The organism is Cellulomonas algicola (assembly GCF_019024305.1).
GTDB classification, from domain to species: Bacteria; Actinomycetota; Actinomycetes; order Actinomycetales; family Cellulomonadaceae; genus Cellulomonas; species Cellulomonas algicola.
The window spans coordinates 428300-453589 of record NZ_JAHKSJ010000006.1 but is presented as its reverse complement, the minus strand read 5'-3'; the positions used below and the strand labels follow the sequence as shown (position 1 = coordinate 453589).

At 73.7% G+C, this 25290-nt stretch carries 22 protein-coding genes and 1 riboswitch; of the genes, 14 read left to right on the top strand and 8 right to left on the bottom strand.

Features of this window, described 5'->3' with window-relative positions:
• Positions 1-163 precede the first annotated feature (163 nt).
• The 3 genes from KOV94_RS06230 to KOV94_RS06220 form a co-directional block, all read right to left on the bottom strand.
• Positions 164-628 carry a MarR family winged helix-turn-helix transcriptional regulator gene (locus KOV94_RS06230; protein WP_218051516.1) on the bottom strand — a complete coding sequence of 155 codons (465 nt, stop codon included), beginning with the start codon at positions 626-628 and terminating at the stop codon, positions 164-166.
• Between the two features lie 137 nt (positions 629-765).
• Complete coding sequence (locus tag KOV94_RS06225) at positions 766-1743, bottom strand: aldose epimerase family protein (RefSeq protein ID WP_124341911.1); 978 nt, start codon at positions 1741-1743, stop codon at positions 766-768.
• Positions 1744-1771: 28 nt separating this feature from the next.
• Positions 1772-4240 carry a glycoside hydrolase family 94 protein gene (locus KOV94_RS06220; protein WP_218051515.1) on the bottom strand — a complete coding sequence of 823 codons (2469 nt, stop codon included), beginning with the start codon at positions 4238-4240 and terminating at the stop codon, positions 1772-1774.
• 262 nt (positions 4241-4502) lie between these two features.
• Between KOV94_RS06220 and dcd the strand changes: the two genes are divergently transcribed.
• From dcd to KOV94_RS06200, 4 genes are all read left to right on the top strand, one after another.
• Positions 4503-5078: a dCTP deaminase gene (gene dcd, locus KOV94_RS06215; RefSeq protein WP_124341909.1), complete on the top strand. Its 576-nt coding sequence runs from the start codon at positions 4503-4505 to the stop codon at positions 5076-5078.
• Between the two features lie 4 nt (positions 5079-5082).
• Positions 5083-6225: a hypothetical protein gene (locus tag KOV94_RS06210; protein ID WP_218051514.1), complete on the top strand. Its 1143-nt coding sequence runs from the start codon at positions 5083-5085 to the stop codon at positions 6223-6225.
• Positions 6222-6782 (top strand): NUDIX domain-containing protein, encoded by a 561-nt coding sequence (locus KOV94_RS06205; RefSeq protein WP_218051513.1) that lies wholly within the window; start codon positions 6222-6224, stop codon positions 6780-6782. The genes KOV94_RS06210 and KOV94_RS06205 overlap by 4 nt, the downstream gene beginning before the upstream one ends.
• A 72-nt stretch (positions 6783-6854) precedes the next feature.
• Positions 6855-7322, top strand: a complete 468-nt coding sequence (locus tag KOV94_RS06200) for a hypothetical protein (RefSeq protein ID WP_218051512.1) — start codon at positions 6855-6857, stop codon at positions 7320-7322.
• 4 nt (positions 7323-7326) lie between these two features.
• Here KOV94_RS06200 and KOV94_RS06195 read toward each other — a convergent pair whose 3' ends face one another.
• On the bottom strand, positions 7327-9255 hold the full coding sequence (locus KOV94_RS06195) for an ABC transporter ATP-binding protein (protein WP_218051511.1): 1929 nt from the start codon (positions 9253-9255) through the stop codon (positions 7327-7329).
• A 110-nt stretch (positions 9256-9365) separates the two neighbouring features.
• Between KOV94_RS06195 and KOV94_RS20625 the strand changes: the two genes are divergently transcribed.
• Entirely contained in the window at positions 9366-9857 is a 492-nt protein-coding gene (locus KOV94_RS20625) for a MarR family winged helix-turn-helix transcriptional regulator (RefSeq protein WP_124341904.1), read from the top strand.
• Positions 9858-10042: 185 nt separating this feature from the next.
• Here the strand turns inward: KOV94_RS20625 and KOV94_RS06185 are convergent, their stop codons facing one another.
• Positions 10043-11356 (bottom strand): serine hydrolase domain-containing protein, encoded by a 1314-nt coding sequence (locus KOV94_RS06185; RefSeq protein ID WP_218051510.1) that lies wholly within the window; start codon positions 11354-11356, stop codon positions 10043-10045.
• Positions 11357-11644: 288 nt separating this feature from the next.
• Here KOV94_RS06185 and KOV94_RS06180 point away from each other — a divergent pair, with 288 nt between their 5' ends.
• Positions 11645-12445: an SDR family NAD(P)-dependent oxidoreductase gene (locus KOV94_RS06180; RefSeq protein WP_308160394.1), complete on the top strand. Its 801-nt coding sequence runs from the start codon at positions 11645-11647 to the stop codon at positions 12443-12445.
• A gap of 35 nt (positions 12446-12480) precedes the next feature.
• On the opposite strand, the gene KOV94_RS06175 is transcribed toward KOV94_RS06180, so the two are convergent.
• A complete protein-coding gene (locus tag KOV94_RS06175; protein ID WP_124344609.1) occupies positions 12481-14832 on the bottom strand; it encodes a (Fe-S)-binding protein in 2352 nt (783 codons plus the stop codon).
• Positions 14833-15100: 268 nt separating this feature from the next.
• Here KOV94_RS06175 and KOV94_RS06170 point away from each other — a divergent pair, with 268 nt between their 5' ends.
• From KOV94_RS06170 to KOV94_RS06140, 7 genes are read left to right on the top strand one after another with little or no spacing between them, the layout of a single operon-like run.
• Positions 15101-18151, top strand: coding sequence for a Na+/H+ antiporter subunit A (locus KOV94_RS06170; protein WP_218051508.1), 3051 nt, complete (start codon positions 15101-15103; stop codon positions 18149-18151).
• Between the two features lie 5 nt (positions 18152-18156).
• On the top strand, positions 18157-18666 hold the full coding sequence (locus KOV94_RS06165; protein WP_124342894.1) for a Na(+)/H(+) antiporter subunit C: 510 nt from the start codon (positions 18157-18159) through the stop codon (positions 18664-18666).
• Positions 18663-20306 (top strand): Na+/H+ antiporter subunit D, encoded by a 1644-nt coding sequence (locus KOV94_RS06160; protein ID WP_225916122.1) that lies wholly within the window; start codon positions 18663-18665, stop codon positions 20304-20306. The genes KOV94_RS06165 and KOV94_RS06160 overlap by 4 nt, the downstream gene beginning before the upstream one ends.
• Positions 20303-20848 (top strand): Na+/H+ antiporter subunit E, encoded by a 546-nt coding sequence (locus KOV94_RS06155; protein ID WP_124342895.1) that lies wholly within the window; start codon positions 20303-20305, stop codon positions 20846-20848. Before KOV94_RS06160 ends, KOV94_RS06155 begins: the two co-directional genes overlap by 4 nt.
• Complete coding sequence (locus KOV94_RS06150; protein ID WP_225916121.1) at positions 20845-21252, top strand: MrpF/PhaF family protein; 408 nt, start codon at positions 20845-20847, stop codon at positions 21250-21252. Before KOV94_RS06155 ends, KOV94_RS06150 begins: the two co-directional genes overlap by 4 nt.
• Complete coding sequence (mnhG, locus tag KOV94_RS06145) at positions 21249-21671, top strand: monovalent cation/H(+) antiporter subunit G (RefSeq protein ID WP_124342896.1); 423 nt, start codon at positions 21249-21251, stop codon at positions 21669-21671. Before KOV94_RS06150 ends, mnhG begins: the two co-directional genes overlap by 4 nt.
• 55 nt (positions 21672-21726) lie before the next feature.
• Positions 21727-23232: a phytoene desaturase family protein gene (locus KOV94_RS06140; RefSeq protein WP_124342897.1), complete on the top strand. Its 1506-nt coding sequence runs from the start codon at positions 21727-21729 to the stop codon at positions 23230-23232.
• Positions 23233-23282: 50 nt separating this feature from the next.
• Here the strand turns inward: KOV94_RS06140 and KOV94_RS06135 are convergent, their stop codons facing one another.
• Together KOV94_RS06135 and KOV94_RS06130 are read right to left on the bottom strand one after the other, a co-directional pair.
• Positions 23283-23510: a nucleotidyltransferase family protein gene (locus tag KOV94_RS06135; protein ID WP_218051507.1), complete on the bottom strand. Its 228-nt coding sequence runs from the start codon at positions 23508-23510 to the stop codon at positions 23283-23285.
• Positions 23511-23615: 105 nt separating this feature from the next.
• Positions 23616-23888 (bottom strand): DUF4235 domain-containing protein, encoded by a 273-nt coding sequence (locus KOV94_RS06130; RefSeq protein ID WP_124342899.1) that lies wholly within the window; start codon positions 23886-23888, stop codon positions 23616-23618.
• Positions 23889-23983: 95 nt separating this feature from the next.
• A riboswitch (TPP riboswitch) is annotated at positions 23984-24113 on the top strand.
• A gap of 90 nt (positions 24114-24203) precedes the next feature.
• Here KOV94_RS06130 and KOV94_RS06125 point away from each other — a divergent pair.
• On the top strand, positions 24204-25289 hold the full coding sequence (locus tag KOV94_RS06125) for a thiamine ABC transporter substrate-binding protein (RefSeq protein ID WP_218051506.1): 1086 nt from the start codon (positions 24204-24206) through the stop codon (positions 25287-25289).
• Position 25290: the final 1 nt, after the last annotated feature.

The following is a 25290-nucleotide window of genomic DNA, read 5'->3' as shown; positions in this document are numbered from 1 at the left end:
GGTGGTCGGACGACCTGGGGCCCGCGTGCCCGCAGCGACGGCGCGCGTGACCGGACGGTCCGGATTTTCGTCAGCGTAGGCGCACGTCGGCGGCCTGGCCGCACCCGATCGGGTGAAGGGGCGGGTGATCCGAACGGACGTCCGGCACTGGGCCGGTCAGGTGTCAGCCGTCGTCCGTCGGATGCGCGTCCCGCCAGCGCTCCTGACGGTCGGCGACGTCGGTGAGGACGCGGACGGCGAGCGTGAAGATCCGCTCGCCGACGGCGTCGCGGTGGCGTGTCGCGAGGTCGTCGAGGATGGCGGCGTGGACCCGGCGGTGGTCGCGCCCGCGGGCGGTGGGCACCACGAGCTTGGCGCGCCGGTCGGCGGGGTCCGTGCGGCGCTCGACATAGCCGAGGGCTTCGAGCTCGTCGACGGACGTCCCGACGACCTGCTTGTGCTGGCCGGTCCGGCGCGCGACCGCGGTCGCCCGGGTGCCGTCGTCGTCGAGGGCGGCGAGCACGGTGCGGTGCAGCGGGCGCAGGCCGGCGTGCCCGGCGGCGGCCAGACGGTGCGTGGTCTCGTCGTCGAGCGCGGTGCGCACGCGGGCGGCGAGCGCACCGAGGTCGGTGGCGGGCGAGGGGGACATCGCGACCTTTCGTCACGCACCATGACGGTCAACACAAATGATCGTCAAGGACGATGACTATATCGCCGGCACGCTGCGGCTGGCCACGACGACACCCGGGCGCACCGTGGTGCGGCCCGGGCGTCAGGCGCCAGCGGTCAGACCGTGACGGCGATCGCGAACGACCCCGTGCGCTCCTCACCGGGCTCGAGCACGAAGACGCCGGTACCGGGCACGCCGGCCTCGAACAGCGCGACGCCGTCGTTGACGTTCGTCGCGGGCTCGATCGCGAAGTACGCGCGACCGCGCGGCGCGTAGAACACGAGGTGCTCGTACACGGGGTCCGCGGTGAGGTCGACGGTCACGTCCGGCTGCTCGTACCGGATGGTGATCGGCTTGTCGGTGTCGCGCGCGTTGTAGACGTCGTCGATGAACGCGCCGTCGAGCACGCGCGGGGCCAGGAAGTCCGCGCGCGGCGTGAGCGGCCCCGACGGGCCGGTCGGCATCGGCACACCCGGGTAGCACGCGTGCGCGGGCACCTGCACGACCGGGTGGCCGAGCGGGCGCGGGGCGACCGCGCCGACGGGTGCGAGCGACCGTTGAAAGTACGGGTGGTGCCCGAAGCCGCCCGGGAACGCCTCGCCGTCGACGTTCCGCAGCGTCGTCGTCACCTCGAACGTCCCGCCGCGCACCGCGTACGTGATCGTCGACGTGAAGTGCCACGGGAAGTTGATCCCGACGTGCTCGCGCGTGTCGATGCCCACCGTGACCGACCCGGGCGTCCGGTCGAGCACGTCCCACCGCGCGTACCGGACGGCACCGTGGATCGCGGTGCCGTCGGCGCAGTCACGCTGCAGCCGGTGCGTCCGGCCGCGGAACGTCAGCGCGCCGTCACGCACGCGGTTGGACCACGGGATCATCGGGAAGCTCGCGCACTTCTCGACGACCCCGCGGCCGCCCCGGCTGGTGGGACGGAGCAGGTCGCGCCAGACGCCGTCCGACGTGCGGATGCGGCCCGCACCGAGCGACGCGCCGGTGCCCGGGAGGACGTCGACCGCCCAGGCGCCGTCCGCGATCGTGACGACCCGCGGGTCGTCCGTGCGCACCTCGGTGGGCGCCGCGTCGAGCAACGTCATGTCCCTGCCCCGTCCCTCGTGGCCGTGCTCAGACCGTCACGGCGACGCGGACCGTCGCCCCCGCGGGAGCGTAGGGCACGGTGTTGCCCTCGACCGGGGCACCGTCCACGGTCAGCGAACCGCGCGCACCTGGCGCCCCGGAGTTGGTCACCGTGATCTCGTACGTCGCGCCACGGGCCACGCGGGTGACCGTGTACGACGGGACGTCGGGGCCGATCTGCGGGTCGACGACCAGGCCGTCGTAGTCCGGCCGGACGCCCAGCAGGTACTGCGACACCGCGACGAAGTTCCACGCGGCCGTGCCCGTCAGCCACGAGTTCTTGGCCTCGCCGGCGCGCGACGCCTCCTTGCCCGCGATCATCTGCGCGTACACGTACGGCTCGAGCTTGTGCGTGTCGGAGATCTCCTCGCGGTACGCCGGGGTGATCCGCCTGTAGTAGTCGAACGCCTGCGCACCGCGCCCCACGACCGTCTCGGCGATGATCACCCAGGGGTTGTTGTGGCAGAAGATGCCGCCGTTCTCCTTGTAGCCGGGCGGGTACGTCGAGACCTCGCCGAGCTCGATCTGGTACGTCGTGTACGCCGGGAACTGCAGCACCAGGCCGTGCGGCGTGCCGAGCATGTCGTTGACCGCGTCGAGCGCCTGGATCGCCGGGGCGTCCGCGTCGTCCGGGCCGTCGCCGACGCCGATGCCCGCCATGACGGCGAAGCCCTGCGGCTCGATCCAGATCTTGCCCTCGGGCTTCGCGTCGGTGCCGACCGGGTTGCCGTAGTAGTCGTAGGCCCGGAGGAACCACCGGCCGTCCCAGCCGTGCTCGAGCACCGCGGCACGGACCTCGTCGACGTACTTGCGCGCCTCGGTCGCGACGTCGGCCAGGCCACGACGCTCCGCGAGGTTCGCGTACTCGGCGCCGTACAGCACGAACTGCGCGGCGATGAAGACGGACTCCGCGACACCGCCCGCCTGGTTCTCGGTCGTCTGGAACGACTCGCCGGGCGTCGTCGAGAAGCAGTTGAGGTTGAGGCAGTCGTTCCAGTCGGCGCGGCCGATCAGCGGCAGGCCGTGCGGGCCGCGGTTCTGGACCGTGAACTGGAACGAGCGCGTGAGGTGCTCGAACAGCGGGACCTCGGAGCCGGGCTCGTTGTCGAACGGCACCGGCTCGTCGAGGATGCTCCAGTCGCCCGACTCCTTGATGTACGCGGCGACGCCGGCGATGAGCCACAGCGGGTCGTCGTTGAAGCCCGAGCCGATGTCGTTGTTCCCGCGCTTCGTCAGCGGCTGGTACTGGTGGTACGCCGAGCCGTCCGCGAACTGCGTCGACGCGATGTCGATGATCCGCTCGCGCGCGCGCTCCGGGATCAGGTGGACGAAGCCCAGCAGGTCCTGGTTGGAGTCGCGGAAGCCCATGCCGCGGCCGATGCCCGTCTCGAAGAACGACGCGGAGCGCGACATGTTGAACGTGACCATGCACTGGTACTGGTTCCAGATGTTGACCATCCGGTCGAGCTTCTCGTCGGTGCTCGACACCGAGTACGTCGACAGCAGGTTCGTCCAGTAGGCGTTGAGCGCCTCGAGCGCGGCGTCGACCTGCTCGCTCGTCGCGAACCGGCCCAGCAGCGCGTGCGCGCCCGTCTTGTTGACGACCTGGTGGGCGTCGTCGGCCCACTTCTCCTCGTCCGCGTTCTCGAGGTAGCCGAGCACGTAGACGAGCTCGCGGGACTCGCCCGGGGCCAGCTCGACGACGACCGAGTGCGAGCCGATCGGGTACCAGCCCGACGCGACCGAGTTCGCGGACCGCCCGGCGCGCGGGACCGACGCCTCGCCGAGCGAGTTGTACGCGCCGACGAACGTGTCGCGGTCCGTGTCGAAGCCGTCCGCACGCGTGTTCACGCCGAACACGGCGTAGTGGTCGCGGCGCTCGCGGTACTCGGTCTTGTGGAAGATCGCCGAGCCGTGCGGGCCGTCCTGCTCGACCTCGACCTCGCCGATCGACAGGTTGCGCTGGTAGTTCGTCTGGTCGTCCTGCGCGTTCCACAGGCAGAACTCGACGAACGAGAACAGCGTCGCCGACTTCGGGGCGTCGGACGTGTTCGTGACGGTGACCTTCTGCACCTCGGCGTTCTCGCCGAGCGGGACGAAGAACAGGGTCTGCACGCGCAGACCGTTCCGCTCACCGGTGATCGTCGAGTAGCCCAGGCCGTGCCGCGCCTCGAAGTGGTCGAGGTCCGCCTTCACCGGCAGCCACGACGGGGTCCACACGTCGCCGCCGTCGTTCACGTAGAGGTAGCGGCCGCCCGCGTCGGCGGGGATGTTGTTGTAGCGGTAGCGCGTGAGGCGGCGCATCTTGGCGTCGCGGTAGAACGAGTACCCGCCCGCCTGGTGCGAGAGCAGCGAGAAGAACTGCTCAGACCCGAGGTAGTTGATCCACGGGTAGGGGGTGTGGGGCGTCGTGATGACGTACTCGCGCGCCGCGTCGTCGAAGTGGCCGAACCGCATTGGACTTCCTCGGGTGCTCGGAGACGTCCGTGCCCGCCTCCCCCGTGGATCCGCGTCGGCGCGGTCCGTCGTCGGGATGTCTGACGCGGCGTCTGATCGGTGCGAGAGCGCTCCCACGCGCCTCACGGAAGGATGATAGCCGCCGGGGGCGATATCGAGAACGTCGCCCCTCCGCACGTCCGTGCAGCGCGCGCGGGCGACGCGTGTCCACAGCCCCGGGCGGGGTGAACCGGACGGGCGTCCGGGCGACTACCGTGGGCCCGTGCTGCTCTCCGACCGTGACATCAGGGCCGAGCTCGAGTCGGGCCGCGTCGGGCTCGACCCGTACGAGCCGGCGATGCTCCAGCCGTCCAGCATCGACGTGCGCCTCGACCGGTACTTCCGGCTGTTCGACAACCACAAGTACCCGGTGATCGACCCGTCGGCCGACCAGCCCGACCTCACGCGCCTGGTCGAGGTCGAGGACGGCGAGCCGTTCGTGCTGCACCCCGGCGAGTTCGTCCTCGGCTCCACGTACGAGCAGGTCACGCTGCCCGACGACGTGGCCGCGCGGCTCGAGGGCAAGTCGTCGCTCGGCCGGCTCGGGCTGCTCACGCACTCGACCGCGGGCTTCATCGACCCCGGCTTCTCCGGGCACGTCACGCTCGAGCTGTCGAACGTCGCGACCCTGCCGATCCTGCTGTGGCCCGGCATGAAGATCGGCCAGCTCTGCTTCTTCCGCCTGACGTCCGCCGCCGAGCAGCCCTACGGCTCCGCCGCGTACGGCTCGCGCTACCAGGGCCAGCGCGGGCCGACCGCGTCGCGGTCCTTCCAGTCGTTCCACCGGACGCAGGTCTGAGCGGATGGCCGACGCACCCCCGCGGCTGAACGTCAAGGACGCCTCGATCCGCGACCGGCACCTGCTCGGGCTGCCCGAGGGGATCGAGGTCGACGAGATCGAGGTCCTCGCGATCTCCCGGTTCGCGCAGGCGCACTGGGAGGAGTCGACGCAGGAGGTGCCCCAGCAGCGCGGCTTCGTGCGACCCGTGACCGCCGCGCTCGGCATCCGCGCGGTCTCCGCCGCACCCGCCGTGCGCGCGCTGCGCCTCGCGCGACTGTCCGCGCTCAGCGGGCCGTTCAGCGTGTCGCCCGAGGACGCCGTGGGACTCGGGCTGCCCGCGTCGACCGCCGTCGTCTACGACCTCGACTGCCCGCGCGAGCGCGGAGAGCGCCCCTACCCGGGCGGTGACCGCGACGGGCTCAAGCGTGCGTTCCCCGACGGCCTGCCCGTCCGCGAGGAGGAGCGCGTCGTGCAGTGGCTCGTCGCGTGCGCGCGGCGGCTCGGCGGTGCCGTGCGGGTCGGCGGGTCCGGCGTCGTGCTCACGCCCGACGTCGACGGCGCGATCGACCTCACGCTGCTGACCGACCGTTGGCTCGAGCCCGCCGAGGCGCTGTCCGTCGTGCAGACCGTCGTGCCGCGCGCGCGGCTGTCCGAGCCCACGTCCCGCTGGGACGGACCCATGGCGGGCGTCGGGCGCGGGTCGACCAGCGGCGCCGGCGGCATCACCGAGGCCGGCGGCTCCGGGCTGCGCGCCGCGCTCGAGCAGTTCGGCGTCGACGACGAGGCCGAGCGTGCGCGCCTCATGGCCGAGGCCGCCGCGTTCGACGAGGTCATGCTCGCGTCTCCGCCGCCCGCCGAGTCCTACGGGATCCTCGTCGACCTCGGCGTCGACGGGACCATCGCCGTCGAGGCCGCTGCCGAGACCGAGCTCCCGCCGCTCCTGCGCGACCTGCCGTGGACCGCCGACGGCGTCGTCGCGTACCGCGTGCACTGGGAGCCGCTCCTCGTCGAGGAGCTCGAGATGGAGAAGCCGTCGTTCCCGCACAAGGTCGCGCGCGGCCGCGCCGCACCGCAGGTCCAGGCCGTGACGCGCGCCCTCCACGGGGTGCTCGGGGGGGAGATCGCCGACGAGGCCGACTTCCTCGTCGACCCCGCCGACCTGTGAGCGAGCACGCCGGCTGGACCACCACCGAGAGCCGCGTCGTCTACGAGAACCCGTGGATCCGCGTGCGTGAGGACCAGGTGCTGCGCCCCGACGGCGGACCCGGCGTCTACGGGGTCGTCGAGGTGCGCAACCACTCGGTGTTCGTCGTCGCGCTCACCGACGACGACGAGGTCGTGCTCGTGTCGCAGCGCCGCTACACGACCGGCGCCGTCTCGGTCGAGGTCCCCGCGGGCGGCACCGACGGCGAGGACCCGCTGGTCGCCGCGCAGCGCGAGCTCGCGGAGGAGACCGGCCTGGCCGCGCGCGCGTGGACCGCCGTCGGGCGGATGGACGCGCTCAACGGCATCGCCGACGCGCCCGAGCACGTCTTCCTCGCGCGCGGGCTGTCGCCGCTCGTCGACGACGACGGGCACGGGCGGGTCGAGGAGGGCATCGACACCGTGCGGACCGTGCCGTTCGCCGACGTCCTGGCGCTCGTCGCCGACGGCACGATCCGCGACGGCGAGACGATCGCCGCCCTCGCGTTCGTGGGCATCCACCTGGGCCGCTTCCGCTGACCTGACGGCCGCCTCCGCCGGGGAAGACGCGGTCGAGATGCCGGAGCGGCGTCGGGCGCGTAGACACGGCGCATGGGTGTGGTGATCCGGTCCGCCGTCCTCGGGCTCGCCGTCGGCGGGCGCGCCTCCGCAGCGATCCGTGTGCCCGTCGGCGCGGGGACGCGCGGGCGGCACGGTCCAGGCCCGGCGCTGCTGCGCGGGCTCGCCGCTCTCGCGGTGCTGGGTGAAGCGGCCGGGGACAAGCTGCCGTCGGCGCCGCCGCGGACCGCGTTCCCCGCATTCACCGGCCGGCTCGTCGGGGGAGCACTGGGTGCCGTCGCCCTGTCGGTCGTCGAGCGGCGGAGTCCCGGGTCGCACGTCGTCGCCGCGCTCGTCGGGCTCGGTGCGGCGTACGCCGGGTCGTACGCGGGGACGGCCTGGCGACGGTGGGCCGCGACGGACGGTCCCGACGCGCTGCGCCCCGACTGGCGCGCGGCGGCGATCGAGGACGCGCTCGTCCAGACGGTCGCGGGCGGCCTGGTCCGCACGTCCCACCGCTGACGGGTCAGGCGGCGTCGACCGTGTCCGCGGCGAACTGGGTGCGGTAGAGGTCGGCGTACAGGCCGCCGCGGGCGACGAGCTCGGCGTGCGTGCCGTGCTCGACGACGCGGCCGCGGTCGACGACGACGATCGAGTCGGCGCGGCGGACCGTCGACAGCCGGTGCGCGATGACGAGCGACGTGCGGCCCACGAGGGCCTCGTCGAGCGCGGCCTGCACGGCGGCCTCGGACTCGGAGTCGAGGTGCGCCGTGGCCTCGTCGAGCACGACGACGTCGGGCGCCTTGAGCAGCAGCCGCGCGATCGCGAGCCGCTGGCGCTCGCCGCCGGACAGGCGGTAGCCGCGGTCGCCGACGACGGTCTCGAGCCCGTCGGGCAGGCGCATCACGAGCTCCCACACGTGCGCCTGGCGCAGCGCGCGCTCGAGGTCGGCGTCGGTCGCGTCGGGCCGGGCGAACCGCAGGTTGCCCGCGATGGTGTCGTGGAAGAGGTGGGCCTCCTGGCTCACGACGCCGACGGTCGCGCGCAGCGAGTCGAGCGTCACGCCGCGCAGGTCGGCACCCGCGATGCGGACCGAGCCGCGCGTCGGGTCGTACATGCGCGTGACGAGCTGGGAGATCGTCGTCTTGCCCGCGCCCGACGGGCCGACGAGTGCCACGAGGTGCCCGGCGGGCACCGTGAACGAGACGTCGCCGAGCGTGTCCTCGGCGGTGTCGGCACGCAGCGTCGCGACGGACTCGAGCGACGCGAGCGACACCTCGTCGGCGGTGGGGTAGCGGAAGCCCACGGCGTCGAGCTCGACGCTCGCGCCGCGCGCGGCGACGTCGTCGCGGAGGTTGTGCGCGTCCGGCGCGTCGGTCACGGTGGGCTCGAGATCGAGGACCTCGAGGACGCGCTCGAAGCTGACGAGCGCGGTCATGACGTCGACCTGCACGTTCGACATCGCGGTGAGCGGGCCGTAGAGCCGGCCGAGGTACGACGCGAGCGCGACGACGACGCCGACGGTGAGCTCGCCCTGGATCGCGGCGAGGCCGCCGAGCCCGTAGACGATCGCGGTCGCGATCGCGGCGAGCGTCGTGAGGCCGACGCGGAACCACGTGCCGTAGAGGGCGCGCTTGACGCCGATGTCGCGGACGCGGGAGGCCTGCTCGGCGTAGGCGGCGGACTCGCGCTCGGGGTCGCCGAACACCTTGACCAGGTGGGCGCCCGCGACGTTGAACCGCTCCTGCATGGTCTGCGCGGCCTGCGCGTTGAGCTCGTACGACTCGTGCGTGACGGCGGCGATCCGCGGCCCGAACCAGCGGGCGGGCAGCACGAACAGCGGGAGCAGGATCAGGGAGAGCAGCGTCAGTCGCCACGACATGGACAGCATCGCGGCGAGCACGAACACGACGGTGAGCGCGTTGCTCACGACGTTCTGCAGCGTCGAGGTGAACGCCTGCTGCGCGCCGAGGACGTCGCCGTTGAGCCGCTGCACGAGCGCGCCGGTGCGGGTGCGGGAGAAGAACGCGAGGGGCATGCGCTGCACGTGGTCGAAGACCGCGGTGCGCAGGTCGAGGATCAGGCCCTCGCCGATGCGGGACGAGACCCAGCGGTCGGCGACGGCGAGCCCGGCGGACAGCACCGCGAGCGCGGCGACCGCGACGGCGATGAGGACGACCAGGCGCGTGTCGCCCTGCGTGATGCCGTCGTCGATGAGGTGCTTGAACAGCAGCGGCGGCAGTGCGCCGGCGCCGGCCTCGAGCGTGATGAGGACGAGGAAGACGGCGAGGGCGCGGCGGTGCGGCCGGGCGAAGGTGAGGATCCGGCGGAGGGTGGCGCGCGAGAGGCGTCGGCGGCTGACGGACCGGTCGCGGGCGAAGCCGCGCATCTGCGGGTTGCCGCCGCCGCGACCCATGCCGGTGGGCGCGGGTCCGGGGTGGTGGGGGAGAGACATGAGGCGTCTCCCTTCGTGCGGGGGGACGTGCCGGGTGAGCACGCGATGCTGAGGTTAACTCACTATGTCGTTGGTTCACAACTGTTCGCGAGGCGGGTACCGTCACGGCCGTGAGCCCGCACGACGACGCTGCCACCGACCCGGCCCCCGCGCCCGCGATCGCCGGGCCGACCGCGGGGGACGAGTCCGCGGAGCTGCTCGACCTCCTGCACCGGCTGCTGCGTGACATCCGCCGCTCCGCCACCTCGTCGCTCGGGCCGGCGAGCCAGGCGCCCGGGCAGGTCCGGATGCTGCGCGTCCTCCAGCACTGCGACGGACCGTTGCGGCTCGGGCACGTCGCGTCCGCCCTCGACGTCGCCCCGCGGTCGGTCACGTCGAAGGTCGACGCCGCCGAGGCCGACGGTCTCGTCCGCCGGATCGCCGACCCCACCGACCGCCGTGCCACCCTCATCGAGCTCACCGACGCCGGCCGCGCGCTCCTCGCCGACGTCTCCGCCCGACGCCACGAGGGCGTCGCCGGCCGCCTCGACCGCCTCGCCCCCGACGAGCGCGCGCAGCTCCTCACGCTCCTGCGCCGCCTGGCCGACGACCCCACCCCCTGACCGCCCCGCCGAGCCCACCCGACCCCTCACGCTCCTGCGTCGCCTGGCGTCGACCCACCCGCGCCGAGAACGACATCAGCGCCGCGGAGGGGCTCCCTGGCGGCGCTGATGTCGTTCTCGTCGTGCGTCGTGCGTCGTGCGTCGTGCGTGCGGACGGGGTCAGGTCCGGCGGGGGGCCGGGGCGATCACGCGCAGAGGGCCGTGTCGATGACCGCGTCGACGTGCTGCATGGCAGCCGGGTCCGAGACCGACGACGGGAGCGCCGTGACCGCCACGGACGCGGCGCGGCCGTCGGTCGTCACGCCCTCGCGCGTCGAGTAGCCGAAGATGTCGCCGCCGTGACCCCACGCGACGCCGCCGCAGCTCAGCGCCGTCTCGGCGATCCCCAGGCCGTACCGCATCGGACCCCACTCGGCGGGCACGGGCACGGTCTTCTGCATCTCGGCGAGCTCCGCCGCGCCGACCAGGCGGCCGTCGAGGATCGCGGTGTAGAGGCGGATCAGGTCGCTCGGGGTTCCGATCACGTCCCCTGCGGCCCACGCCGCGCTCGGGTCGAGCTCCGTGACGTCGCGCAGAGTCCCACCGGGGGTGTCGGAGTGGTAGCCGTGCGGGTGGCGGCCGCGGATCACGCGCTCGCCGACCGCGGGGAGGTACGTGTCGCGCAGGCCGGCCCTCTCGATGACGCGCTGCGTGAGGACCTCGTGCAGCGGGCGCCCGGTGACCTCCTCGACCAGCAGCCCGGCGATCACGTAGTTCGTGTTGCTGTACGACCACGACGAGCCCGGCGCGAACGTGGCAGGTCGCGTCATGGCCGCGTCGAGCAGCGCGCGGGGCTGGACGTACGTGTCGATCATCGCGTCGACGCCTGACAGCCCGTCGGAGAGCAGCACGTCGAGGTACTCGGGGATCCCGCTCGTGTGCTGCAGGACCTGCCGGACCGTGATGGTCGCGCCGTCGACGCGCTCAGCACCGTCGCGCCTGTTGTCGACCAGGCCCGGCAGGTACGTGCCGATCGGTGCGTCGAGCTCGATCTTCCCCTCGCCGACCAGCTGCATGACGGCGACGGCGACGAACGTCTTGCTGTTGCTCGCGAACCTGACCTGGCCGTCCGTCGGGACCCGCGCGCCCGTGGTGAGGTCGCCGACCCCGGCGACGAGGTGGCGGGTGCGCCCGCGTTCGTCGCGGACCGACGCGAGCGCGGCGGGGAACCCGTCGTCGCGGACGAGCGCGTCGACCGCGCCCCGGACGGTGTCGCGACCGTGCCCCCCGCGCGCCTGGTCGGCCTGCTCCGGTGCGGGTGCGCCGGTCGTGGCGGTCGGTGCTCCGGCTGTCGCCGGCGCGACGAGCGTGCCGCCGACGAGGGCGCCCGCGGCGAGGAGCGCGGCCGCGCCGCGAAGGGCGCGCCGGTGGCGCAGAGGGCCGGGGCCTGCGGTCGAGGGGGTCCCCTCGGGGACGGGCTGGTCGGGGGTCGCGGGGTGCGTCGGTGCGGTGCTGCGCATGGGACTTCCTTCCGCGGGCGGTGGCCCGGTGTCGGGGGCACGTCCGGCCGGGAGGGACCGGACGATGCGGACACGTCCACCGTCGCCCGCGCGGCGCTGCCCGATCCATCGGGTGCCCCGACGAGGTGGGGGTGGGGGACACCCCCCGCACGCCGCCGGGTCGTCGAGCCCGGCGCCCGAGGAGCGGGGGTCGGCTGGGGCCGAGGTGCGGGCGAGGGTGGGCGCGCCTAGCGTCGACGGTCTGCGTGAGGAAACCGGCGTGGGCCCGCGATGAGCGAGGAGACCGCCGTGCCCGACCGACCGATCGGCCAGCCCCGCCCGCTCGCCGTCGTGACCGGCGCGTCGAGCGGCATCGGGCTCGAGCTCGCCCAGTGCTTCGCCGACGGCGGGTTCGACCTGCTCCTCACGGCCCTGGAGGCGGACGTCTCCCTGGTCGCCGACCGGCTCGGCGGCGAGGTCGCGGCGCGCGCGGTCCAGGCCGACCTGTCGACGGTGGAGGGCGTCGAGACGCTGCTCGCCGAGGTGCGCGCGCTCGGCCGGCCCGTCGACGCGCTCGCGCTGAACGCCGGGACGGCGCAGGGCGGCCGGTTCGTGGAGACGCCGCTCGACGGCGAGCTCGAGACGATCCGTCTCAACGTCGAGTCGACCGTGCGGCTGTCGAAGGCGCTCCTGCCCGCGATGGTCGAGCGCGGCTCCGGGCGGGTGCTCGTGACGTCGTCGACCGCCGCGACGCAGCCCGGCCCGTACTACGCGACGTACGCGGCGTCGAAGTCGTTCCTCACCTCGTTCGCGGAGGCGGTGCGGCACGAGCTCGAGGGCACGGGCGTCACCGTCACGGTGCTCGCACCCGGGCCGACCGACACGAGCTTCTTCGAGCAGGCCGGCATGGAGGACACGCCCGTCGCGGACAGCCCGAAGGACGACCCGGCCGACGTCGCGCGGCAGGGGTACGAGGCGCTGATGAAGGGCAAGGACAAGATCGAGGTGCACTCGCTCAAGGCCCGCATGCAGACGGCCGCCGCCGCGGTCCTCCCGGACAAGGCGAAGGCGGCGATGCACGCGGTGTACACCAAGCCGAAGGACGACTGACCCGCCACCGGGCGACGGCCCGCGCTGACGGGGCGTCAGAGGGTGGGGGCGCGGAGGGAGTCGCGCAGGAGGACGGCGATGTCGGCGACCTCGGGGACTCCCACCGACGCGCGGGCGGGCGCACCGCCGGCGGGCCCGCGGTCCGGGCCGGCGGGCGAGGTCGGACCTGCGGGGGCGTCCGTGCCGACCGGCTCGGCGCCCGGACCTGCGGCTGCCGTGCCGTCGGCGCCCCCGTCGGACGCGGCGACCGCCGCGACCCCGTCGGAGAGCATGACCGTGCAGTAGGGGCAGGCGGTCGCGACGACGTCGGCTCCGGTGCTCATCGCCTCGGCCGCGCGCGTCGCGTTGATGCGGGTGCCGACGGACTCCTCCATCCACATGCGCGCGCCGCCCGCGCCGCAGCAGAAGGACGTCTCGCGGTTGCGCGGCATCTCGGCGAGCTCGGCGCCGGGGATCGCGGCCAGCAGCTCGCGCGGGGGCGTGTAGACCTGGTTGTGCCGGCCCAGGTAGCAGGGGTCGTGGTAGGTGATCCGCTGGCCGACCGTGCCCCCACCCGCACCCGCGTCGGCGCCCGGCTCCACCGGCACCAGCCGCCCGTCGGCGACGAGGGTGTTGAGCAGCTCGGTGTGGTGCAGGACGGTGAACCGGCCGCCGAGCTGCGGGTACTCGCGGCTGATCGTGTTGAAGCAGTGCGCGCAGGTCACGACGATGCGCTGCGCGCCGACCTCGTTGAGCACCTCGACGTTCTGCGACGCGAGCATCTGGTAGAGCAGCTCGTTGCCCGCGCGGCGGGCGGGGTCGCCGGTGCAGGTCTCGCCGTCGCCGAGGACGGCGAACGACACCCCGGCGGCGTGCAGCAGCTCGGCGACGGCACGCGTCGTCTTCTTCGCGCGGTCCTCGTAGGCGCCCGCGCAGCCGACCCAGAACAGGTAGTCGACGTCGGCGGCGGACTCGACGTCGGCACCGACGACGGGCACGTCGAAGTCGAGTCCCTTGGCCCAGTCGAGCCGGGCGCGCGCGGGCAGGCCCCACGGGTTGCCCTGCCGTTCGAGCTTGGTGAACGTGCCGCCGAGCTCCTTGGGGAACGCGGACTCCATGAGCACCTGGTAGCGGCGGACGTCGACGATCGTGTCGACGTGCTCGATGTCGACGGGGCACTGCTGGACGCAGGCACCGCAGGTGGTGCACGCCCAGAGCACGTCGGGGTCGATGACGCCCGCGGCGACCAGGTCCACGCCGGCGTGCGGGTCGTCCTCGACCGCTGCGCGGCGGTCGACCGGGGCCGCCGTGCCCTCCGTCACCGCGCCCGCCGCGGCTGTCGCGCGCAGGTAGGGGGCCGTGGCGGCGGCGTGGTCGCGCAGCGAGAGCATGACGAGCTTGGGGGACAGCGGCTTGCCGGTCGCCCAGGCCGGGCACTGGTCCTGGCAGCGGCCGCACTCGGTGCACGTCGCGGTGTCGAGGAGCTGCTTCCAGGACAGGTCCTCGATCGCGCCCGCGCCGAGGCGGGCGTCGTCGGGCAGGTCCTCGAGCGCGGCCAGGTCGACAGCCGTGCCGTCGGCGAGCGTGAGCGGCACGAGCGGCCCGAGCGCGGGACCGCCGGCGGGCTCGCGGCGCGCGTAGACGTTGACGACCGCGAGGAACCGGTGCCACGCGACGCCCATCGTGGGCTGCAGGCCGACGACGACGAACCACGACATCGACACGACGATCTTCACGGTCGCGGCCACGACGACCGCCGTCTCCAGCGCGGCCGTCGACCCGCCTGCCCAGAAGCCGCCGAACCAGGCGGTGAGCGGGAAGTGCAGCCCGAGCCCGGTCTCGCCGGCCTGCGAGAGCAGCGCGTACTCGAGGCCGCGCAGCACCAGCACGGCCGCGACGACGGCGAACACCGTGGCCTCGACGAAGTACGCCTGCGCCTGGTTCGACCCGAAGAACCGCGACCGGCGACGCTCGACCTCGGGCGCGGCGGCCCGCGGCGAGATGCGCAGCCGCAGGACGAACAGCGCGACGATCCCGAGCAGCGCGGCCCACGCGAACGCCTCGACCACCCACTCGACCGGCCACAGGTGCCCGATCAGCGGCAGCGCCCACGTCGGCGACACGACCTGCCCGTACCCGGCGACGAGCGTGAGCACGAGCAGCGGGAACGACACCATGACCACCCAGTGCGCGACGCGCACGACGGGCCGGTGCTGGAACCGTCCGTGCCCGACGACCTCGCGCAGCAGCGTCGCGAGGCGCGTGCCGACGGGACCGGACCGGCCGGGGGCGACGCGGCCGATGCGCACGGTCCGCACGATGGCGACGACGCCCCGGGAGAACAGCGCGACGCCGACCACGGTCGCGGCGACGACGACCGCCAGGCACACCCACTGCAGCACGCTCACGCGCACACCGTAACGGCGACCCGGACGGCCCTGACGGGACGTCCGGACGCACGCGGCACGCGCTCGCCCCTCATGCCCCGGCGACCCCGTCACGGGGACCGCGTGGGGCGCCGACCCGGGCGCCACGACGGGGCCGTCGGGGGAGTGCGGCAGACGGGTGGCGGCGGCCGCCGTGGGACGACCACGGGAAAGCGGTTGATAGGATCTTGACCAACTCCTTGAAGCCTCCCGACCGACCACCCGCCCCCGACAGGACGGAGCCGGACGCGTGCTGCTGCTGCTCACCGTGCACCTCGCAGCAGCCGTCGTCGCGCCCACCCTGGTCCGTCTGCTGGGGCGTCGCGCGTTCTGGGTGCTGGCCCTCGCACCGGCCTCCGCAGCGGTCTGGGCGCTCACCTGGACGCAGCAGGTGCAGGCCGGGAACGGCCCGGTCGAGGTCGTCGAGTGGATCCCCGCGCTGGGCCTCGAGCTGACGTTCCGGCTCGACACCCTCTCGTGGTTCATGACGCTCGTCGTGGGCGGCGTCGGCGCGCTCGTGCTCGTCTACTGCGCGGGGTACTTCTCCGTGACGGCGCACGGGCTGGGCCGGTTCGGCGGCGTGTTCGTCGCGTTCGCCGGGGCGATGCTCGGGCTGGTCACGGCCGACGACATGCTGCTGCTGTTCGTGTTCTGGGAGCTCACGACCGTCACGTCGTACCTGCTCATCGGGCACTACTCGGAGCGCAAGCCGAGCCGTCGCGCCGCCATGCAGGCCATCGTCATCACGACCGCGGGCGGCCTCGCGATGCTCGTCGGCCTCGTGCTGCTGGGCGAGGCCGCGGGCACGTACCGGATGTCCGCCGTCATCGCCGACCCGCCGGGCGGGACGATCGCCACCGTCGCGATCGTCTGCCTGCTGCTGGGCGCCGCGACCAAGTCCGCGCTGCTGCCCTTCCACTTCTGGCTGCCCGCCGCGATGGCCGCGCCGACCCCCGTGAGCGCGTACCTGCACGCCGCCGCGATGGTGAAGGCCGGTGTCTACCTCGTCGCGCGGTTCGCGCCCGCGTTCGCGACCGCACCCGTGTGGCGCTGGATGATCGTCGTCCTCGGCGGCGGGACGCTGCTGCTCGGCGGCTACCGCGCGCTGCGGCAGCACGACCTCAAGCTCGTGCTCGCGTTCGGCACGGTCAGCCAGCTCGGCCTCATCGTGCTGCTCGTCGGCCTCGGCACGCAGGCGACCGCGCTCGCGGGCCTCGCGATGATCGGCGCGCACGCGATGTTCAAGGCGTCGCTGTTCCTCGTGGTCGGCGTCGTCGACGCCGCGACCGGGACGCGCGACCTGCGGCGGCTGTCGGGCGTCGGCAAGGAGCTGCCGCTCACGGCGCTCGCGGGCGGGCTCGCCACGGCGTCGATGATCGGCCTGCCGCCGTTCGCCGGGTACGTCGCGAAGGAGGCGGGGCTCGAGGGCGTCGCGCACCTCGACGAGGGGGCGATCGGCCCGATCGTGCTGGTCATGGTCGCGGTCGGGTCAGCGCTGACCGTCGCGTACGGGCTGCGGCTGTGGTGGGGCGCGTTCGCGACGAAGCCCGCCGTGATCCCCGAGGCCGCGGCGCCCGACGCGAGCGGCGGACCGGCGCTGCACGAGGGCGCCGAGCCCGACGCGACCCCCGCGCCGATCACGCACCCGACGCTCCTGCTGGTCTGGCCGGCGATGATCCTGGCCGTGCTCGGCCTGGCCGTCGCGCTGCTGCCGCAGCTGGGCGAGCACCTGCTCGCGCCCTACGCCGACACGTACCCGTACGGCGAGCCCGGGCACCTCACGCTCTGGGCGGGCGTGTCACCGGTCTTCTGGCTCACGCTCGGGATCCTCGGCGTCGGGACGCTCCTGTTCCTCGCCCGCGCCCGCGTCGAGCGGTGGCAGTCCGGGCTGTACCGCGGGCCCGAGGCCGACAGCGTCTACCGCAAGTTCATGCGCCGGCTCGACGACTTCGCCGCCGACGTCACCGCCGTCACGCAGCGTGGTTCGCTGCCGCTCTACCTCGGCATCATCCTCATCGTCTTCGTCGGGTCGGTCGCGACCGTCCTCATCACGCAGACGAGCGTGCCCGAGTCGATGCGGCGCTGGGACAACCCCGCGCAGATCGTGTTCGCGGCCGTCGCGGTCACCTCGGCGATCCTGGCCGCGCGTGCACGCCGACGCCTCAAGGCCGTGATCCTGCTCGGGATTGGCGGGTACGCCGTGGCCGGCCTGTTCCTGCTGCACGGCGCCCCCGACCTCGCGCTCACCCAGGTGCTCGTCGAGACCGTGACCCTCGTGGTGTTCGTGCTGGTCCTGCGCCGCCTGCCCCCGTACTTCTCCGACCGGCCGCTCGCCGCGAGCCGGTGGGTGCGGCTCGGCGTCGGCCTCGCGGTCGGGCTGACCGTCGCCGGGATCGCGCTCGTCGTGCCGAACGCGCGCGTCCACGCGCCGGTGTCCGAGCACTTCGCGGAGGAGGCCGTCGAGTTCGGCGGCGGCAAGAACATCGTCAACGTGACGCTCGTCGACATCCGCGCGTGGGACACCATGGGCGAGATCTCGGTGCTGCTGGTCGCCGCGACCGGCGTCGCGTCGCTCGTCTTCCTCTCGCGTCGCGGCGGGGCGATCTACCGCGCGGGCGACGCGCCCGCCGACCGGGCGGTGTGGGGCGGCAGCGAGGACCCGATGGCGGTCCTGCGCCGCCGTCGGGACGACCTGCCCGCCGAGGGCGGCTCGTCGTCGTCGCGGGACCGGCAGTGGCTCAGCGCGGGCAAGACGCTCGCGCCGCAGCGGCGGTCCGTCATCTTCGAGGTCGTCGTGCGGCTGCTGTTCCACACGATGCTCGTGTACTCGATCTACCTGCTCTTCTCGGGGCACAACGCGCCCGGCGGCGGCTTCGCCGCGGGTCTCGTCACGGGCATCGCGCTCATCGTGCGGTACCTCGCGGGCGGCCGGTACGAGCTCGGCGAGGCGGCACCCGTGCAGCCCGGTCTGCTGCTGGGCCTCGGGCTGTTCCTGTCCGCGGGTGTCGGGCTGGTCGCGCAGCTCGCGGGCGGGTCCGTCCTGCAGTCGTGGATCCTCGACATCCACCTGCCGGTCATCGGCGACATCCACCTGGTGACCAGCCTGTTCTTCGACATCGGGGTCTACCTGGTCGTCGTCGGCCTCGTGCTGGACATCCTGCGCAGCCTCGGGGCCGAGATCGACCGGCGTGCCGAGACGGGCGAGGACGACACGAGCGTCGGCTCCTCGCCCGACGAGCAGGCCACCGTGAGCGAGGCGGACCGGATCGTCGCGGCCCGGGCGGCGGGTGAGCAGCCGTGATCGACATGAGCCCGAACATCGTCCTGGTGGTCGCGATCGCCGCGCTGTTCACCGTGGGCGTCTACCTGCTGCTCGAGCGCTCGCTGAGCCGCGTCCTCATCGGCGTGATCCTGCTCGGCAACGGCGCGAACCTGCTGTTCCTCGTCGCGGGCGGTGCCGCGGGGCGGCCGCCTATCGTCGGCGCGACGCCCGAGGGGCAGATGACCGACCCGCTGCCGCAGGCGATGGTCCTCACCGCCATCGTCATCACGCTCGGCCTGTCCGCGTTCCTGCTGGCCATGGCGTACCGGTCGTGGCAGCTGCACCGGCACGACGAGGTGCAGGACGACGTCGAGGACCGCCGCATCGCGCGCCTCGCCGCGATCGACGAACGCGCGACGACCGACGCCGACACCGAGGGCACCGGCAGCTCGATCGACGAGGAAGCCGCGTCCATCCGCGACGAGACCGACGAGGGTGCGCCCGCCCGCCCGGCCGGGGACCCGGCCCGCACCGCAGGAGAGGGGGAGCGATGACCGACTGGACCTGGCTCGTGCCGCTCCCCGTCGTCGTCCCGCTGTCCGCCGCGGGCCTCGCGCTCGCGCTGTACCGGCGCCCGACGCTCCAGCGCATCGTGAGCGTCGTCGCGCTCGTGATCGTCGTGCTCGTCTCGGCCGCGCTCCTCGTGCTCGCGGACGACGGCCCGCTCGTCGTCGACGTCGGCGGCTGGGCCGCACCCGTCGGGATCGACCTCGTCGCCGACCGCCTGTCGGCGCTCATGCTCACGGTCTCCGCGACCGTCACCCTCTGCGTCCTGCTCTACTCGCTCGCCCAGGGTCAGGAGGACGACGAGGAGTCCGCGCCGATCTCGATCTTCCACCCGACGTACCTGGTGCTGACGGCGGGCGTCGCGAACGCGTTCCTCTCGGGCGACCTGTTCAACATCTACGTCGGGTTCGAGATCCTGCTCGCCGCGTCGTTCGTGCTGCTCACCCTGGGCGGGACGCGCGAGCGCATCCGGGCGGGCACGATCTACGTCGTCGTCGCGCTGCTCTCGTCGATCCTCTTCCTCGTCGCGCTCGCCTCGATCTACGCCGCGACGGGCACCGTGAACCTGGCCCAGCTCGCGATCCGGCTCCCGGAGATCGACCCCGGGGTGCGGCTCGTCCTGCAGGTGCTGCTGATCCTGGCGTTCGCGATCAAAGCGGCGGTCTTCCCGCTGTCCGCCTGGCTGCCGGACTCCTACCCGACCGCGCCCGCACCCGTCACCGCCGTGTTCGCCGGCCTGCTCACCAAGGTCGGCGTCTACGCGATCATCCGCACCCAGACGCTGCTCTTCCCCGAGGGCAGGCTCGACGACGCCCTCATGTGGGCCGCGCTCGCGACGATGGTCGTCGGCATCCTCGGCGCCGTCGCGCAGGACGACATCAAACGTCTGCTGTCGTTCACGCTGGTCAGCCACATCGGGTACATGGTGTTCGGCATCGCCCTGTCCACCGACGCCGGGTGGACCGCCGCGATCTACTACGTGGTCCACCACATCACCGTGCAGACCGCGCTGTTCCTCGTCGTGGGGCTCGTCGAACGTGCGGGCGGGTCGACGTCGCTGACCAAGCTCGGCGGCCTGGCCAAGCTCGCGCCGCTGCTGGCGATCCTGTTCTTCGTGCCGGCGATGAACCTGTCGGGCATCCCGCCGCTGTCCGGGTTCCTCGGCAAGCTCGGGCTGCTCGAGGCGGGCGTGCAGGTCGGCACGCCGCTCGCGTACGTGCTGGTCGTCGGGTCGGTCGTCACGTCGCTGCTCACGCTGTACGCGCTGGTCAAGGCGTGGAACAAGGCGTTCTGGCAGGTGCCCGAGGAGGAGCGGCCGCCCGTGCGGCTGCCGTTCGGCATGGTCGGCCCCGCCGCCGCGCTCATCGTCTTCGGCCTGGGCCTCACGGTCGCCGCCGGGCCGCTCTACGCGTACACCCAGCGGGCCGCCGACGCGCTGACCGAGCGCACCCCGTACGTCGAGGCCGTGCTGCCCGACGGGAAGCGCGGCAAAGGCGTCTCCGTCGAGGTGACCGAGGAGGCCGCGCACGGCGGCGAGGGCGGCGAGGTCGGCACGGACGCCGCCGACACGACCGGCAGCGCGCCCGACGCGGCCGTCCGCACCGACGTCGCGGAGGTGGGCGGATGAGCCTGCACCCGCGCCGGTCCCGCTGGCGCACGCAGTGGGCGACGGTCGTCTGGCTGACGGTCGTGTGGGTGCTGCTCTGGGGCGACCTGTCCGTCGGCAACGTCCTCGCCGGTGCCGGGCTCGCGCTGCTCGTCACGACGGGCCTGCGCATGGCGCCGATCCAGTTCCAGGGCCGCGTGCGGCCGCGCGGGCTCGCGGTGCTCGTGGGCCGGTTCGTGCTCGACGTGGTCCGCGCGTCCGCCGAGGTCAGCGCGATCGCGCTGCGTCCCCGGTACACGCCGCGCGGCGCCGTCATCGGCGTGCAGCTGCGCAGCCACTCCGACCTGTACCTGACCCTCACGGCCGAGCTCTGCTCGCTCGTGCCCGGGTCGCTCGTCGTCGAGGCGCACCGGCTCACCGGGATGCTCTACCTGCACGTGCTCGACGTGCACGAGAGCGGCGGCATCGAGGCCGCGCGCCGCACGGTGCTCGAGCAGGAGGAGCGCGTGCTGCGCGCGTTCGCGTCCGACGAGGAGCTGCGCGCCGCGGGGGTGACCGCATGACCGCCATGACCGTCGTCGTCGTCATCTGCAGCGTGCTGCTCGTGCTGGGCGCCGCGTTCGCGATCGTCCGGGCCGAGAAGGGCCCGTCGATGCTCGACCGGACCGTCGCCCTCGACGTGGTCGTGGCCACGATGATCGTCGGCGTCGCGCTCTACGCCGCCGCCAACCGGCGGGCCGACGTCGTGCCGATCCTCGTCGTGCTGTCGCTCGTGGGGTTCGTCGGTTCGGTGACGATCGCGCGGTTCGCCGCCGTCGAGCCCGAGGGCGAGGGGCGCGTCCGCACGCGTGAGGAGATCGCCGCCGAGGAGGCCGCGCGCGCCGCGGCCGAGCAGGAGGCGCTGGGCGAGCAGCCCGAGGACACGGAGGAGCTGCACGGCGGCCAGGCGGAGGGGGAGGTCCGATGAACAGCTGGTGGGACACCGTCGCCGACGTCGCCTCGGTGATCTTCCTGCTCGGCGGGGCGCTGCTCGCGTTCGCGGCGGGCGTCGGCGCGCTGCGCTTCCCCGACCTGCTGGCCCGCATGCACGCTGCGACGAAGCCGCAGGTGCTCGGCCTGGTGCTGTGCCTCATCGGCCTCGCGCTGCGGCTGCGGTCCGGCGGCGCGGTGTGGGCGCTCGTCCTCGTCGCGCTGTTCCAGATGCTCACCGCACCCGTCGCCGCGCACATGGTCGGCCGTGCCGGCTACCGCACTGGGAAGGTGCGCGGGGAGCTGCTCGTCGTCGACGAGCTCACCGCCGACCTCGAGCGGGCGCGGTCGGGCTCCGACGCCGACGAGGCGGACCGTGAGCGTCGCACCGGAAGTGACGACATCGGTCCCCTCTGAGGCGCGCGCCCAGGTTCGCCCACCGCTCGGGCGCGAGGAGGGGTTGAATCGAGGCATGACGCACCACCGGGACGTCGTCGTCGTCGGGTCCGGTCCGAACGGGCTCGCCGCCGCGGTCACGCTCGCCCGCGCGGGCCTCGGCGTCCTGGTCCTCGAGGGGCAGCCGACCGTCGGCGGCGGTGCACGCACGCTCGACCTCGGCCTGGCCGACGGGATGGTGCACGACCTGTGCTCGGCCGTGCACCCCATGGCGTGGGCGTCGCCGTTCTTCCGGTCGTTCGACCTGCGCGCGCGGGGCGTCGAGCTGCTGACTCCCGAGATCTCGTTCGCGCAGCCGCTGCCCGGCGGTCGGGCCGGCATCGCGTACCACGACCTCGACCGCACGGTGGAGCGCCTCGGCGTCGACGGGCCCGCCTGGCGGTCGCTCGTCGGGCCGCTCGCCGCGCACCCCGGGCACGTCGTGCGCGTCGCGCTCGGCGACAAGCGCAGCATCCCGGCGGGACTGCTGCCGCACGGCGCGCCCGCCGCCGTCCACTTCGGGCTGCGCGTCCTGGAGCAGGGCACCCGCCTGTGGGACCGCCCCTTCATCGACGACGTCGCACCCGCCCTCCTGACGGGGGTCGCCGCGCACACCATCACCGCGCTGCCGTCGCTCGCGGGCTCCGGGACGGCCCTGCTGCTCGCGGCCCTCGGCCACGCCGGCGCCGGGTGGGCCATCCCGCGCGGAGGCTCCGGGTCGATCGTCGCGGCGCTCGTCGACGACCTCGTCGAGCACGGCGGGGAGGTCGTCACCGACCACCCCGTCCGCACCTGCGACGACCTGCCGCCCGCGCACGCCTACCTGTTCGACACCTCGCCCCGCACGCTCCTCGACGTCATGGGCGACCACCTGCCGCCGCGCGCCCGCCGGCCGCTCGAACGGTTCCGGTACGGCAACGGCGCCGCGAAGGTCGACTTCGTGCTGTCCGAACCCGTGCCGTGGACCGTCCCCGAGGTCGGGCAGGCCGGCACCGTGCACCTCGGCGGGACGCGCGCCGAGATGGTCGAGTCCGAGGGGGCCGTGCAGGCGGGCCGGCACGCGCGCCGTCCGATGACGCTGCTGAGCGACCCGACCGTCGTCGACGAGTCCCGCCGCGTCGGCGACCTGCGGCCGCTGTGGACCTACGCGCACGTGCCCGCCGGCTCCGACGTCGACGTCACCGAGGCCGTGACCGCGCACGTCGAGCGGTACGCGCCCGGGTTCCGCGACGTCGTCGTCGCGTCGCGCTGCATCCCGGCCGCGCAGATGCACCACCACAACCAGAACTACGTCGGCGGGGACATCTCCGCGGGCGCCGCGACCATCGCGCAGATGTTCGCCCGCCCCAGCGCGCGCCGGGATCCCTACGCCTCCGGGCGCGACGGTGTGTACCTGTGCTCCGCGTCGACGCCGCCCGGTCCGGGCGTGCACGGGCTCTCCGGCTGGTTCGCGGCGCGACGCGTCCTGCGCGAGGTCTTCAACACCGACCAGCTGCCGACCCTCGCCCCCGACCGCGCGACGGAGGCGTGGCCGGTCATCTAGTCGGCCGTCGGGCGGTCACCCCCCCGTGGATCGCGACGGGCCCGCACCGATCAGACGGCGACGGCCTCGGCGAGGACCGACGCGACCACGTGGTCGGCGAGCACGTGTCGCGAGGCGACGTCGACTCGTTCGCCGAGGACCTGCTCCAGTTCTCGGGCGAGATCCATGAGCGGGAAGAGGCCGACCTCACGCACGTCGACGTCGACGAGGAAGTCGATGTCGGACGCCGGGCCGTCCTCGCCGCGCGACCGATCCGACGACGGCGATGTGCGTCGCACCTGCGCGCCGGGCAGCGGCGCGGATCTCGGATCGGTGCGCGTGCACCTTCGCGAGGCGCCCCTCGCAGGTGTCGTCCGACACGTCGACGCCGGATGCGATCCGGCTCAGTCGACCAGCTCGCGGCCCGTCTCCGTGCGGGCGGTGAACGCGGCGGTGCCGCGGGTCGCGAGCGCGCGGGCGACGCCGACGAGCGCTCCCGTGATCGCGGCGGCGGCGATGACCTCGCCGAGCCGGTAGTCGCCCTCGTCCTCGGGCTTCGGCGGCTTGTGACCGCGCGTCGCCTTCCACCCCTGGGCCACCACCTGCTGCGCGAGCCACGCGGCGACCAGCGCGCCGCCGATCCCCACGAGCTTCGCGACGGTCGACTGCTTGTCCATGCGGGGAGACCTCCGGGCGTTCATCAGGGACAGGACCGGCGTCCACGCTAGTCGCGGACGGGTCGGACCGCTGGTCGGACGGGCGTAGGATCGCAGGCGAACGACAGGGGAGCGTCACGTCGCCGGCAGCCCCGCCGACGGCCAGGACGCTGAGAGTGCGGACCACCGCAGACCCTCGAACCTGATCCGGTTCACACCGGCGTAGGGAGTCGGGCTTCTCAGTCTCCGCAGTCGTCGTCGGCGCGCCCCTGCGAGGGTGCCGCCGTGCGACGGGTGCGGGGACCCCCTCCTGCTGACGAAGGAGGAGCACCACCGATGGCGAGCACGCCCCGCCGCACGTCCGTCCCCGTCCTGGCGCTGGCCGCCGGGACCGTCCTCGCGCTCGCGGGCTGCTCCGCGATCGGCGGTGGCGACCCGTCGCCCGCTGCGTCCGGCGGGGGCGGCGGCACCGTCACGCTGGTCACGCACGACTCGTTCGGCCTGTCCGACGGTCTGCTGGAGTCCTTCGAGGAGGAGAGCGGCCTGACGGTCGAGGTCGTGCAGCCCGGCGACGCGGGCGCCCTGGTGAACCAGCTCGTCCTCACGAAGGACGCGCCGCTCGGCGACCTGGTGTTCGGCGTGGACAACACGTTCGCGTCGCGCGCGATCGACGAGGGCGTCGTCGAGCCGTACACGTCGTCCGCGCCCGCGGCGGAGGACGCCGCGCAGTACGCCGTCGACGGGTCCGACGCGCTGACCGCGGTCGACTTCGGCGACGTGTGCCTCAACGTCGACCACGCGTGGTTCACCGAGCACGGCGTGGCGGAGCCCGCGTCGCTCGACGACCTGACGAAGCCCGAGTACCGGGACCTGCTGGTCGTCCCGAGCGCGGTCACGTCGTCGCCGGGGCTCGCGTTCCTGCTCGCGACCGTCGGCGCGAAGGGCGAGGACGGCTGGCAGGACTACTGGACGGCGCTCGTCGCGAACGGCCTGAAGGTGTCCGAGGGCTGGTCGGACGCGTACTACACGGACTTCAGCGGCGGTGGCGGCGACGGGCCGCGCCCGGTCGTGCTGTCGTACGCGTCGTCGCCGCCGTTCACCGTGCCGGACGAGGCCGACGAGCCGACGACGGGCGCGCTGCTCGGCACGTGCTTCCGGCAGGTCGAGTACGCGGGCGTGCTCGCGAACGCCGAGAACCCCGAGGGTGCGCAGCAGCTCCTCGACTTCCTGCTGTCCGACGAGGTGCAGGCCGACATCCCGGGCTCGATGTACATGTACCCGGTGAGCACGGCGGTCGACCTGCCCGAGGAGTGGGCGCGCTGGGCGCCGCTCGCGGACGCGCCCTTCGAGGTCGCACCGGCCGACGTCGACGCGCACCGCGAGGAGTGGCTCGCGGCGTGGTCGGAGATCGTCGCGGGCTGAC

Excerpts from the sequence above, each read along its gene's own strand:
- KOV94_RS06200 (WP_218051512.1), top strand. The coding sequence starts at position 6,855 with ATGGGTGTGGTGATCCGGTCCGCCGTCCTCGGGCTCGCCGTCGGCGGG.
- KOV94_RS06195 (WP_218051511.1), bottom strand. The coding sequence starts at position 9,255 with ATGTCTCTCCCCCACCACCCCGGACCCGCGCCCACCGGCATGGGTCGC.
- KOV94_RS06165 (WP_124342894.1), top strand. The coding sequence starts at position 18,157 with ATGAGCCCGAACATCGTCCTGGTGGTCGCGATCGCCGCGCTGTTCACC.
- KOV94_RS06185 (WP_218051510.1), bottom strand. The coding sequence starts at position 11,356 with ATGCGCAGCACCGCACCGACGCACCCCGCGACCCCCGACCAGCCCGTC.
- KOV94_RS06225 (WP_124341911.1), bottom strand. The coding sequence starts at position 1,743 with ATGACGTTGCTCGACGCGGCGCCCACCGAGGTGCGCACGGACGACCCG.
- KOV94_RS06130 (WP_124342899.1), bottom strand. The coding sequence starts at position 23,888 with ATGGACAAGCAGTCGACCGTCGCGAAGCTCGTGGGGATCGGCGGCGCG.
- mnhG (WP_124342896.1), top strand. The coding sequence starts at position 21,249 with ATGAACAGCTGGTGGGACACCGTCGCCGACGTCGCCTCGGTGATCTTC.
- KOV94_RS06210 (WP_218051514.1), top strand. The coding sequence starts at position 5,083 with ATGGCCGACGCACCCCCGCGGCTGAACGTCAAGGACGCCTCGATCCGC.
- KOV94_RS06125 (WP_218051506.1), top strand. The coding sequence starts at position 24,204 with ATGGCGAGCACGCCCCGCCGCACGTCCGTCCCCGTCCTGGCGCTGGCC.
- KOV94_RS06160 (WP_225916122.1), top strand. The coding sequence starts at position 18,663 with ATGACCGACTGGACCTGGCTCGTGCCGCTCCCCGTCGTCGTCCCGCTG.
- KOV94_RS06150 (WP_225916121.1), top strand. The coding sequence starts at position 20,845 with ATGACCGCCATGACCGTCGTCGTCGTCATCTGCAGCGTGCTGCTCGTG.
- KOV94_RS06155 (WP_124342895.1), top strand. The coding sequence starts at position 20,303 with ATGAGCCTGCACCCGCGCCGGTCCCGCTGGCGCACGCAGTGGGCGACG.
- KOV94_RS06140 (WP_124342897.1), top strand. The coding sequence starts at position 21,727 with ATGACGCACCACCGGGACGTCGTCGTCGTCGGGTCCGGTCCGAACGGG.
- KOV94_RS06230 (WP_218051516.1), bottom strand. The coding sequence starts at position 628 with ATGTCCCCCTCGCCCGCCACCGACCTCGGTGCGCTCGCCGCCCGCGTG.
- KOV94_RS06220 (WP_218051515.1), bottom strand. The coding sequence starts at position 4,240 with ATGCGGTTCGGCCACTTCGACGACGCGGCGCGCGAGTACGTCATCACG.